The 11877-nt window shown below is 64.3% G+C and carries 12 protein-coding genes; 3 read left to right on the forward strand and 9 right to left on the reverse strand.

Annotated features, from left to right (window positions below; translation table 11 throughout):
- Positions 1-202: 202 nt before the first annotated feature.
- The 8 genes from B015_RS0117535 to B015_RS31165 form a co-directional block, all read right to left on the reverse strand.
- Entirely contained in the window at positions 203-748 is a 546-nt protein-coding gene (locus B015_RS0117535) for an adenine phosphoribosyltransferase (RefSeq protein ID WP_026227410.1), read from the reverse strand.
- Between the two features lie 198 nt (positions 749-946).
- Positions 947-1810: a cytochrome c1 gene (locus B015_RS0117540; RefSeq protein WP_018429035.1), complete on the reverse strand. Its 864-nt coding sequence runs from the start codon at positions 1808-1810 to the stop codon at positions 947-949.
- 25 nt (positions 1811-1835) lie between these two features.
- Entirely contained in the window at positions 1836-3137 is a 1302-nt protein-coding gene (locus B015_RS0117545; RefSeq protein WP_018429036.1) for a cytochrome b/b6, read from the reverse strand.
- Positions 3138-3154: 17 nt separating this feature from the next.
- Positions 3155-3718 carry a ubiquinol-cytochrome c reductase iron-sulfur subunit gene (gene petA / locus B015_RS0117550; RefSeq protein WP_018429037.1) on the reverse strand — a complete coding sequence of 188 codons (564 nt, stop codon included), beginning with the start codon at positions 3716-3718 and terminating at the stop codon, positions 3155-3157.
- A 330-nt stretch (positions 3719-4048) separates the two neighbouring features.
- Positions 4049-4357 carry a DUF6665 family protein gene (locus tag B015_RS0117560; RefSeq protein ID WP_018429039.1) on the reverse strand — a complete coding sequence of 103 codons (309 nt, stop codon included), beginning with the start codon at positions 4355-4357 and terminating at the stop codon, positions 4049-4051.
- Positions 4358-4397: 40 nt separating this feature from the next.
- On the reverse strand, positions 4398-6275 hold the full coding sequence (locus tag B015_RS0117565; RefSeq protein WP_018429040.1) for an ABC transporter ATP-binding protein: 1878 nt from the start codon (positions 6273-6275) through the stop codon (positions 4398-4400).
- A 338-nt stretch (positions 6276-6613) separates the two neighbouring features.
- On the reverse strand, positions 6614-8491 hold the full coding sequence (locus tag B015_RS0117570) for an ABC transporter ATP-binding protein (RefSeq protein WP_018429041.1): 1878 nt from the start codon (positions 8489-8491) through the stop codon (positions 6614-6616).
- A 153-nt stretch (positions 8492-8644) separates the two neighbouring features.
- Positions 8645-8962, reverse strand: a complete 318-nt coding sequence (locus B015_RS31165) for a hypothetical protein (RefSeq protein ID WP_018429042.1) — start codon at positions 8960-8962, stop codon at positions 8645-8647.
- A 281-nt stretch (positions 8963-9243) separates the two neighbouring features.
- Between B015_RS31165 and B015_RS0117580 the strand changes: the two genes are divergently transcribed.
- Together B015_RS0117580 and soxR are read left to right on the forward strand one after the other, a co-directional pair.
- Positions 9244-9720, forward strand: a complete 477-nt coding sequence (locus B015_RS0117580; protein WP_018429043.1) for a tRNA (cytidine(34)-2'-O)-methyltransferase — start codon at positions 9244-9246, stop codon at positions 9718-9720.
- A gap of 103 nt (positions 9721-9823) precedes the next feature.
- The gene (gene soxR, locus B015_RS0117585) at positions 9824-10264 is read left to right on the forward strand and encodes a redox-sensitive transcriptional activator SoxR (RefSeq protein ID WP_018429044.1); all 441 of its coding nucleotides are present in this window, start codon (positions 9824-9826) and stop codon (positions 10262-10264) included.
- 287 nt (positions 10265-10551) lie between these two features.
- Here the strand turns inward: soxR and B015_RS0117590 are convergent, their stop codons facing one another.
- The gene (locus B015_RS0117590; RefSeq protein ID WP_018429045.1) at positions 10552-10809 is read right to left on the reverse strand and encodes a hypothetical protein; all 258 of its coding nucleotides are present in this window, start codon (positions 10807-10809) and stop codon (positions 10552-10554) included.
- Positions 10810-10887: 78 nt separating this feature from the next.
- Between B015_RS0117590 and hemF the strand changes: the two genes are divergently transcribed.
- On the forward strand, positions 10888-11802 hold the full coding sequence (gene hemF / locus B015_RS0117595; protein ID WP_018429046.1) for an oxygen-dependent coproporphyrinogen oxidase: 915 nt from the start codon (positions 10888-10890) through the stop codon (positions 11800-11802).
- Positions 11803-11877: the final 75 nt, after the last annotated feature.

The raw sequence follows: 11877 nt of genomic DNA on the forward strand, positions 1-11877 counted from the left end.
ACTCCTTCGGCCTCCTCTGGCCCGCCCAAGAAATCCTCTGGCCGCGGAAACGCTCACCCCGCTCGAGACATCAATAGGCCTCGCGAAATGCAGCGAGGAACGTGCCTGCCCGCCAAACGCAACGAGGCGAGGAAATTCCCCGCCTCGTCGCACTACCAATACTCCAGGCGCAGCGGCCCGCTATGCCGCCTGAAACCGCCGCTCAGTGCCCGTCGAAAGCGATCAGGGTGCGCACATCGACGCCGAGCGCCTCGAGCTTCCTGCGGCCGCCGAGGTCGGGCAGATCGATGACGAAGCAGGCGGCGACAATGTCGGCGCCGATCTGGCGAAGCAGCTTGACGGCGGCTTCCGCGGTGCCGCCTGTCGCGATGAGGTCGTCGACCAGGATGACCTTCTCGCCGGGCGCGACCGCGTCCTTGTGCATCTCCATCTCGTCGAGGCCGTATTCAAGGCTGTAGGCGATGCGCACGGTCTCGTGCGGCAGCTTGCCCTTCTTGCGGATCGGCACGAAGCCGGAAGACATCTGATGGGCCATGGCGCCGCCGAGGATGAAGCCGCGCGCCTCGATGCCGGCGATCTTGTCGATCTTGGTCCCGGCATAAGGATGGACCAGCTCGTCGATGGAGCGACGGAAGGCGCGCGCATCGCCGAGCAGCGTGGTGATGTCGCGGAACATGACGCCGGGCTTGGGATAGTCGGGAATATTGCGGATCGAGGAGATCAGCGTCTGCTCGAGGGAAGTGCTCATCGGCGGGGCTCCGTTGTCTCCAGCCGGCACGTCATCGGCAAGGACGCGCAACCACACTGTAGAACCGTGAATCTGTGCAAGCCCGAACCGGAAGTCCAATCCGGCCCAAGGACAATGCCCGTCACTTTTGACGGCTTGGGCAGCAAAAGAAAAGGGCGCCTTTCGGCGCCCCTTCGATTTCTTTTGGATCGTGCCCGATCAATGGGCGACGTTGGCCCAGACCCGGCGCTTGGTCGCGTAGACGAGACCGGCGAACAGCACCAGGAAGATCATGACCGCAAAACCGGTCTGCTTGCGCACCACCAGATGGGGCTCGGCAGCCCACATCAGGAAGGCCGCGACGTCGCGCGAATACTGCTCGACGGTCTCGGGCGAACCGTCTTCGTAGGTCACCTGGCCATCCGACAGAGGCTTGGCCATGGCGAGCGACTTGCCGCCGATGAAGAACGGGTTGTAGTGCGTGCCCTCGGCGATTTCCATGCCGGCCGGCGGCTGCTCGTCATAGCCGGTGAGCAGGGCGTGGATGTAGTCAGGACCGTTCGACGCATACATCGTGAAGATGTCGAAGACGAAGGTCGGGAAACCACGCTCGACGCCGCGCGCCTTGGCGATCAGCGAAAAATCGGGCGGAGCAGCGCCATTGTTGGCGGCGGCGGCAGCAGCCGAGTTCGGGAAGGGCGACGGGAAGTGGTCGCCCGGCAGCGCCTTGCGCGTGAACATCTCGCCATCGCCGTTCGGGCCGTCCTGCACTTCGTACTCGGCGGCGAAGGCCTTGACCTGCGCTTCCGAGTAGCCGAGGTCCTCGAGCGTGCGGAACGCCACCAGGTTCATCGAGTGGCAGGCCGAGCAGACTTCCTTGTAGATCTTCAGGCCGCGCTGGAGCTGGGCCTTGTCGAAGGTGCCGAACGGGCCGGCGAAGGTCCAGTCCATTTCCTTCGGCTTGTGGATCGGGAAGTGCGTCGGCTCGGCAGCGTGGTTGGCTTCCTCGGCGGCAACCGCCGCGCCGGCGGTGCCGACGAGAAGGAAGCCGATGGCCGCCAGGCTGTGGAGAATCTTTTTCATTCCGGAATTCCTCTCAGATTCTCGTTCAGCCACGGGTTTCCGGGGCGGCGGTGGCGCCTGCGGGATGAGCCGAGCCGCCCTTGTTCTTTTCGAGCACCGCTTCGGTGATCGAATTGGGCAGGCGACGCGGCGTCTCGATCAGGCCGAGCACCGGCATGATGACCAGGAAGAACGCGAAGTAGTAGAGCGTTGCGATCTGCGACATCACCACATAGGCGCCTTCGGCAGGACGCGAGCCGAGCCAGCCCAGGAAGATGGCGTTGATGACGAAGAGCCAGAAGAACAGCTTGTACCACGGACGATAGACCGCCGAACGGACCTTCGAGGTGTCGAGCCACGGCACGACGAACAGCACCGCGATCGAGCCGAACATGGCGAGCACGCCGCCCAGCTTGGAGTCGATCGGTCCGATGTTGAAGGTGATGGCGCGCAGGATCGCGTAGAACGGCAGGTAGTACCATTCAGGGACGATGTGCGCAGGCGTCTTCAGCGAGTCGGCCATGATGTAGTTGTCGGGGTGGCCGAGATAGTTCGGGATGTAGAAGATGAAGTAGGCGAACACGGCCAGGAACACGACCATGGCGAAACCATCCTTGATGGTCGCATAGGGCGTGAAGGCAACGGTGTCGGTCTTGGACTTCACCTCGATGCCGGTCGGGTTGGTCTGGCCGGTGACGTGCAGGGCCCAGACGTGCAGGATGACGACGCCGGCGATCATGAACGGCAGCAGGTAGTGCAGCGCAAAGAAGCGGTTCAGCGTCGGATTGTCGACGGCGAAGCCGCCCAGCAGCAGCTGCTGGATCCACTCGCCGACCAGGGGGATGGCGGTGAAGAAGCCGGTGATGACGGTGGCGCCCCAGAAGGACATCTGACCCCAGGGCAGAACGTAGCCCATGAAGCCGGTCGCCATCATCAAGAGATAGATGATGCAGCCGAGGATCCAGAGCAGCTCACGCGGCGCCTTGTAGGAGCCGTAGTAGAGACCGCGCATGATGTGGATGTAGACGGCGATGAAGAAGAACGACGCACCGTTGGAGTGCATGTAGCGCAGCAGCCAACCGGAGTTGACGTCGCGCATGATCTTTTCGACCGACTGGAAGGCCAGCGTGGTGTCGTTGGCGTAGTGCATGGCCAGAACGACGCCGGTGATGATCTGCGCCACCAGCATGATCGAAAGGATGCCGCCGAAGGTGTAGGCGTAATTCAGGTTACGCGGAACCGGATAGGAGACGAATGAATCGTGCACCAGCCGCGGCAGCGGCATGCGTGCGTCGATCCAGCGGCCGATGCCGGTTTTGGGCGAATAGGTCGAGTGTCCACCGCTCATGGAATTATGTCCCCTGCTCAGCCTATCCGAAGCTTCGTGTCGGAAATGAACTGGAATGTCGGAATATGAAGGTTTTCCGGCGCCGGACCTTTGCGGATACGGCCCGCCGTATCGTAGTGCGAGCCGTGGCACGGGCAGAACCAGCCGCCGAAATCGCCCTGCTGACCGAGCGGCACGCAGCCCAGATGGGTGCAGACGCCGACCATGACCAGCCAGTTTTCCTTGTCCTTGCCGGCCGTGCGGTCGATGTCGGTGGCCTGAGCATCGCCAGGGAGGTTGGCGTTGCGGGCGTTGGCGTCCTTGAGATCGGCCAGCGCCACGTCCTGGGCGGCCTTGATCTCTTCAGGCGTGCGGTTGCGGATGAAGACCGGCTTGCCGCGCCACTTGACGGTCAGCGACATGCCCGGCGTCAGCGACGAGACGTCGACCTCGATCGACGAAGCGGCGAGCGTCGAAGCGTCCGGACGCATCTGGTCGATGAAGGGCCAAGCCACAGCGGCAGCGCCGACCACACCGGCCATGCCAGTGGCCACATAGAGAAAATCGCGGCGATTGGGCTCGCTCGTATCGGTTGCGCTCACGGGACCTGATCCTTTTGCCTCAATTCCAACCGGAGGCTGAGCACTTGTCCCCGCTCAATGATGCGAGCCCGACGGCGCATGGCTACCAGGCTAGCGAATTCCTCCGGCATTTGGATTTCGGTTTATGCGTGAAGCCCGTTTTTGTCCAGTCGGCACGGGGCATATGGGCAGATTGTCGCGGGGCTAACGTTAGCCGGTGGAAAACCATCGCGAAGACGCCGAATTCCGCGGGTTTGCGGCCAGCCGGGCGAGCGCCGGACGGAGCTTCTAACAAGTGCCGTGGACCCGGGCGGCGATGGCCGACCTTGCCGCGGCTCGGCCCCTGTTGGCTTATGCCGCGCCGAGTCGCACCAGCACTTCCCGCGGTATGGCGTACTCGCGGATGGCGTCGTCATGGCGGCGGTGGCCGCAAAGCTCGCGCTGGATGAAGTAGGCGTAGACGGCGTCGGACGCCGCCTTGAGCAGGATGCGGCGCGCCTCGGGATCCCCCTCATACGCCGCGAGCCTCGCGATCGCCTCCCCGACCCGCTCGCCGGCGCGGCCCAGCGCTGCCGCCTTTTCGGCCATGAACTCGTATTCGAGCACGTTGAGGACCTGCTCGGAACGGTTCGAGAAAATGCTGGGCGGGCGGACCGACATGTCAGTAGCTTACTCCGCTGGGCGCCTCGGGGCCACCTGATCACGCCGGCCGCGATTCATCGAGCACGCTTTCCTCATGGAAGAGGAAGCCGCCGGACTGGCGCTTCCACAGCCGCGCGTAGAGGCCGTCGAGCGCGATGAGCTCGTCATGCGTGCCCTGCTCGACGATGCGGCCCTGCTCGAGCACGACCAGCCGGTCGAGCGCGGCGATGGTCGAAAGACGGTGGGCGATGGCCAGCACCGTCTTGCCCTGCATGAGCGCGGTCAGGTTTTCCTGGATTGCCGCCTCGATGTCGCTGTCCAGCGCCGAGGTCGCCTCGTCGAGGATCAGGATCGGCGCGTCCTTGAGGAAGACGCGCGCAATGGCGATGCGCTGGCGCTGGCCGCCCGACAGCTTCACGCCGCGCTCGCCGACATAGGCGTCGTAGCCGGCGCGGCCGCGATTGTCCTGGAGCGTGCCGATGAACTCATGCGCCTCGGCCCGGCGCGCGGCGGCGAACACCTCGGCGTCGGAGGCCTCGGGCTTGCCGAGCTTGATGTTGTCGCGCAGCGAGCGGTGGAACAGTGCGGTATCCTGGCTGACGACGCCGATCTGGCCGCGCAGCGAGTCCTGCGTCACGGCGGCGACATCCTGGCCGTCGATGAGGATGCGTCCGCCCTCGAGGTCGTAGAGGCGCAGGATGAGGTTGGCGAGCGTGGTCTTGCCCGCACCCGAGGGGCCGACGATGCCGACCTTTTCGCCAGGGCGGACTGTCAGCTCGATGCCGTCGAGCACGCCGCCGCCCTTGCCGTAATGGAAGACGACATGGTCGACCTTGATCTCGCCGCCCTTGACCACGAGTTCGGCAGCGCCGGGCTTGTCGACGAGGCCGAGCGGCTGGGAGATCAGCGCCTTGGAGTTCTCGAGCACGCCGAGGTTCCGAAGGATGCCGTTGAGCTGCATCATCAGCCGGCCGAGCAGCATGTTGAGGCGCAGCACCAGGCTGAGCGTGAAGGCGACCGCGCCGACCGAGATCGCGCCCTCGACCCAGAGATGGATCGAATACCAGGCAATGACCGTGATCATCACGCCCGACAGCGTCGTCAGCGCCATACGCACGCCTGTCAGCTTGCGGGTGAAGGGCCGGAGCGCACCGAGATAGATGTCGAAGCCCGAGCGGATGTAGCGGTCGTCGCCGTCGGAGGCGAAGAGCTTCAGCGTCTGGACATTGGAATAGCTGTCGACGATGCGGCCGTTGATCATCGAGCCGGCCTCGGCGGTTGCCTCGGCATGCTTGCGGATGGTGGGCAGGTAGCGACGGGCGAGGAAGCCGAAGGCGACGATCCAGACGACGACGAGTGCGGCCAGCCGCCAGTCGAGGCCGGCGACGACCGCAAGCGTGGTGACCGTATAGACGATCATGAACCACACCACCTCGATGAAGCTTTCCATCAGGTCGCCGGTCGCCTGCCCCGCTTGCCAGACCTTCGTGGCGATGCGGCCGGCGAAATCGTTCTGGAAGAAAGAATAGGACTGGCGCGAGACATGGCGGTGGGCCTGCCAGCGCACGAGATTGTAGAAACCGGGCGTGATCGTCTGCTCGTCGACCAGCGCCGACAAGCCGACGACGATGGTGCGGATGACCAGGACGGTCACCGCCATGAACAGCAGCTCGGGTCCGGCATGGGCCCACAGCGACGCCCAGTTGCGGTCGGCGGGCATCTGGTCGAGGATGTCGACGAGGCGGCCGACGAAATAGAACAGCCCGGCCTCGACCAGCGGAGCTATGCCGCCGATGACCAGCATGGCGAAGAAGGCGACCCGCGCCTGGCCGACATAGTGCCAGATGAAGCCCCACACCGACGACGGCGGCCTGAGGTTTTTGGGCTCCCGGAAGGGAAAGACCCAGTTCTCGAACCAGTCGTAGATCTTGTTCATGCGCGCCCGGGACCAAGCCAGATGGATCTGATGCCTCGAGAAGACCGAGGCGCCGACTCGCGATTGTCGGCCCAAACGGGGCGACGAGGCAACCGCCGCCTGTCAGGAGCCTGCCTGCAACCCGGGCGATTGTTGGGCGGTACGTTCACATTAACAGGAGGATGCGGGAACAGGCCGATGCGGGCATCGACCTCCTGATAGCCGCTGTCCCTGTCGAATGCCGCCGACGCCATCGCAACGCGCAGCACGGCTCCCGCCCCCCTGCCCCGAAATGCACCTCCCCGAAAACGAAAGAGGCCTCCCCAAGGGAGGCCTCGATCCAGGTCGTGCGACGTGCCCTACTCGGCCGCCTGGCCCTTGGCCTCGGCGTCGTTGGCGGCGTCGGTCATGTCGTCGGGCAGGAAGCCGCCGGACTGGCGCTGCCAGAGCGAGGCGTAGAGCCCACCCTTGGCGACCAGCTCGTCATGGCTGCCCTGTTCGACGATGCGCCCCTTGTCCATGACGACCAGCCGGTCCATCGCAGCGATGGTCGACAGGCGGTGGGCGATGGCGATCACGGTCTTGCCCTCCATCAGGCGATAGAGGTTTTCCTGGATCGCCGCCTCGACCTCGGAATCGAGCGCCGAGGTCGCCTCGTCGAGGATCAGGATCGGCGCGTCCTTGAGCATGACGCGCGCGATCGCGATGCGCTGGCGCTGGCCACCCGACAGCTTGACGCCGCGCTCGCCGACATGGGCCTCGAAGCCCTTGCGGCCCTTGGGATCGGCGAGATTGCCGATGAAGTCGAGCGCCTCGGCGCGACGCGCAGCTTCGACCATCATCGCTTCCGATGCATCGGGGCGACCATAGAGCACGTTGTCGGCCACCGAGCGGTGGAGCAGCGACGTGTCCTGCGTGACCATGCCGATCTGGGCGCGCAGACTGTCCTGCGTCACCGCAGAAATGTCCTGCCCGTCGATCAGGATGCGGCCCTTCTCGATGTCGTAGAAGCGCAGCAACAGGTTGACCAGCGTCGACTTGCCCGCGCCCGAGCGGCCGACGATGCCAACCTTCTCGCCCGGCTTGACGTCGAGGGTGAGGTTCTCGATCACGCCCTTCTGCTTGCCATAGTGGAAGCCGATCTGGTCGAACGAGATCGCGCCCTTGCCGACCACGATTGCCTTGGCGTCGGTCCTGTCTTCGACCACGCGCGGCATCGAGATCGAGGTGATGCCGTCCTGCACGGTGCCGATGCTCTCGAACAGGCCCGAGACCTCCCACATGATCCATTGCGACATGCCCCACAGGCGCAGCACCAGGCCGAGCACGACCGCGACCGCGCCGATGGAAACCGCACCGTTGAGCCAAAGCGTGATCGACAGGATGCCGACCGACAGCAGCAGCGTCGAGTTGAGCAGATAGAGGACGCCGTAGAGCGAGGTCACCAGCCGCATCGACCGGTAGACGGTGTTCATGAACAGCGACATGCCTTCCTTGGCAAACGACGCCTCGCGGCGCGAATGCGAGAACAGCTTGACCGTCTGGATGTTGGTGTAGCTGTCGACGACGCGGCCGGTCATGGTCGAGCGTGCATCGGCCTGCTCCTCGGCGAGCTTGCCGAGACGCGGCACGAAATAGCGCAGCAACAAAACATAGCAGACGAGCCAGACGATCAGGGGCGCGGCAAGGCGCAGGTCGGCGGAGCCGACGATGATCAGCACGCCGATGAAATAGACGATGACGTAGTTGAGCACGTCGATCAGCTTGACCACGCATTCACGCACGGCGAGCGCGGTCTGCATCAGCTTGGTGGCGATGCGGCCGGCGAATTCGTCCTGGTAGAAGCTCATCGACTGCTTGAGCAGGTAGCGGTGCACCTGCCAGCGGATGCGCATCGGATAATTGCCCATCAGCGTCTGCTGGTTGACCAGCGACTGCAGCACCACCATGCCCGGCAGGACGACCATGACGATGAAGGCCATGCCGGCGAGCTTCCAGCCTTCATTCTGCAGGAAAGTCTCGCGGTTCTGGGCCGACAGCCAGTCGACGATGTTGCCGAGGAAACCGAACATCCACACTTCGGCGAGCGCGATCAGCGACGTCAGCACCGCGGCGACGATGATGTAGAGCCATGCACCTTTCGTATAGTGCAGGCAGAACGCCACAAGCGTCTTGGGCGGCTCGACCGGTTCCTCCGACGGGAACGGATTCAGTCTGTTTTCAAACCAGCGGAACATCTCAGTCTCTCAGTTCGGTATGCGGCACGCGGCGAATTCCGCGTGGGACGTATGTTGGTGGGCATTGGCACGGCCATGGCTGGCCGGATCCTTGTCGTAAACTGCTGCGGGGGCCTTCCGAATGTAGGGGACTGCTGAGGATTCGGCGAATCCTCAGCGTCTGCCTCCTGACATGGTTCCGGCAGCAGGCTTGGCCTGCTCCGACCGGCCGGCAAGCCGACCGATCAGGGCAACCAGGCGGCCGATCAGCGGCCGGTGGTTCGGATCGACGACGACATTGGTCAGGTCGACGTCGGGCAGCATGCCGCGGTGCGGACGCTGCCGCGCGACCGGGTCCGCCTTGGGCTGATGCGCGCCGAGCGCCAGCATCATGGCGTGGTGCCTGGCGTCGGCTATGTCGTTGCGGTGAGCAAAAAATACGGAGTCGTGTTCGTTGCGGGCATCGTGCCCGCCGGGGATGTTGACAAACATCGGAATTGTCCTTCGAAAAACCGTGGGTAGGCTTCGGCGGACCGCGATACGAATAGGCCTGAAGATGTCAGGGAGATCGTCGAACCGGTACCGCCGTCAGGCAGTTCGTCGCCCACAGGTGGGGCGGTGAATGTCAAGCAGCATCATGTACCCCTCCATCGGTTCGAGTTGACAATGACGGCCGTATACTCCCCTTCGCGGCAGAACGCCACAGCATCATCTGCACTTTTTGCTTTGGCACGACTTGCTGTTGCCTTGCAGCCACAGATTAGGACATCGACATGGACCATCGCCTGCGCATCGCCCTCTACCAGCCAGATATCGCCGGCAACACCGGCACGATCCTGCGCATGGCTGCCTGTCTCGGCGTCGCCGTCGACCTGATCGAGCCGGCCGGCTTCGACATTTCCGACCGGGCGCTCAAACGCGCCGGCATGGACTATCTCGAAATGGCGACCCTGACCCGGCATATCGACTTCGATCGTTTCGAGGACTGGCGGCACAGCGAAGCGCGACGGCTGGTGCTTCTGTCGACGAAAGCCGCCCTGCCCTACACGGATTTCCGCTTCGAACCAGGCGACATCGTCATGGTCGGCCGCGAATCGGCCGGCGTGCCCGACCACGTCCACGATCTCGCCTTCGAGCGGCTGATCATCCCGATGCCCGGCGGCGGCCGCAGCCTCAACGTCGCTCTGAGTGCGGCGATGGTCACCGGCGAGGCGCTGCGCCAGCTCGGCCAGGCGCCTGAGGCTGGTTAGGTCGATCCGGCGTCCATCGAACATGGCCTGAATTCCTTGCGTTGCAATGTCACGGACAAGCTCGTACAACCTCAACTAATATTGAGGTCAAGCGGGAATTTTCATGGCTCAGGAACTCACCGTCGGCGAGGTGGCGCGGCGCAGCGGCGTGGCTGTTTCGGCGCTGCATTTCTATGAGACGCGCGGGCTGATCCAGAGCCACCGGACAGCCGGCAACCAGCGGCGCTATGGGCGCGACGTGCTGCGCCGGGTGGCCGTGATCAGGATCGCGCAAGATGTCGGCATTTCGCTTGCCGACATTGCCGCGGCCCTCGCCACCCTGCCCGACGGGCGCACGCCCAACCGGGAGGATTGGAGTCTGCTTTCAACAGCTTGGCGCCACGACCTCGACCACCGCATCGAACAGCTGAAGAAGCTGCGCGACGGGCTGACCGACTGCATCGGCTGCGGCTGCATGTCGATCGACAAATGCCCGCTGCGCAACCGCGAAGACAGGCTGGCGCGCCAGGGCCCGGGGCCGCAGAGGTTGCTGGTGAAGGATTAGTCCCTCCCTGACCGCGGAGCAGGAACTGCCCGCCGGCGGTCACCACGACCCGGCTGCTTGCAATCGCGTCCGCCGTCGCCGGGACGCTCGCCAACCTCGCTGGCCTCACCAGGCCGGTGGTGCCGAAGGGGCGGCTAATGCGGCTCTTTTGCGGCTTCGCCATCGCGCCGCCGTCCGGCATCCACATCGCCAGTCGAATCGGCAAGAGCGGAAACTGGTGAGACAGCGGAGCGGCTTCGGCGCCCTTGCTTTTGCGCTCACGGCAGGACGGCAATGCAGGATTGGCCCTAATCCGATGTCGGCAGGCGGCGGATGGTGAACTCGATGACGTCGCCGGGACGCTCGAACCAGCTTTCGATTTCGGTCCAGTAGGCCTGCTTCGGCCAGCGCGCGAACCATTCCTGCGCCTTGGCCCTGGCATCGTTGCGCGGCAGCACGAAGGTCTCGCGCAGGAACCCGTCGCGCGGCTTGTCGGCGCGTTCGGCCCGGCTTCGATGCAGCCGCTTCCTGAGATCATCCAGCGGCGGTCTGGTCGGGGTGCCCATCAAAGAACTCCTTGACCCTGTCGTCAGGGAGATTAGGGATCGCGCGGAAAATTACGAGTCATTTGTGCGGAGCCTAAATTGCAGCGTCCCGAAATTCCGGCCGGACTGCCGGCCGACATCGAAGACAGGAAGGCGCGCGCCCGCGCATGGTTCGAGGAACTGCGCGACCGCATCTGCCAGACCTTCGAGGCGCTGGAGGACGAGGTCCAGGGTCCCTTGGCAAGCTGGGCGCCGGGCCGCTTCGAACGCACGCCGTGGCAGCGCGACGAGGGCAAGGGCGGCGGCGGCATCATGTCGATGATGCATGGCCGCGTCTTCGAGAAGGTCGGCGTACACACCTCGACCGTGCATGGCGAGTTCTCGCCCGAATTCCGCAAGCAGATGCCGGGCGCAGAGGAAGACCCACGCTTCTGGGCTTCGGGCATCTCGCTGATCGCCCATCCGCAAAACCCGAACGTGCCGGCCGTGCACATGAACACGCGCATGGTGGCGACGTCGCGCTGGTGGTTCGGCGGCGGCGCCGACCTGACGCCGGTGCTCGACCGCCGCCGCAGCCAGGAAGACGCCGATACAGTCGCCTTCCACAAGGCGATGCAGTTTGCCTGCGCCAAGCATCCCGGCGTGGCCGACTATGGCAAATACAAGGACTGGTGCGACGAATATTTCTTCCTGCCGCACCGCAACGAGCCGCGCGGCACCGGCGGCATCTTCTTCGACTGGCAGCATTCTCAGGAAGAAAAGGGCGGCTGGGACGCCGACTTCCGTTTCGTGCAGGATGTCGGCCGCGCCTTCCTCGTCGCCTACCAGCATCTCGTCCGCCACAACTTCAACACCAACTGGACCGATGGTGATCGCGACGAACAGCTGGTGCGCCGCGGCCGCTATGTCGAATTCAACCTGCTCTACGATCGCGGCACGATCTTCGGCCTGAAGACCGGCGGCAATATCGCGTCGATCCTGTCGAGCATGCCGCCCGAAGTTCGGTGGCCGTAAGCGAAGCTGTGCCTCTGCACTCATATGCTGTTGCAGAGCTGCAACTATGGATTGAGATCAGTTCTTGCTCGCGGA

The organism is Hoeflea sp. 108 (assembly GCF_000372965.1).
Lineage (GTDB): Bacteria > Pseudomonadota > Alphaproteobacteria > Rhizobiales > Rhizobiaceae > Aminobacter.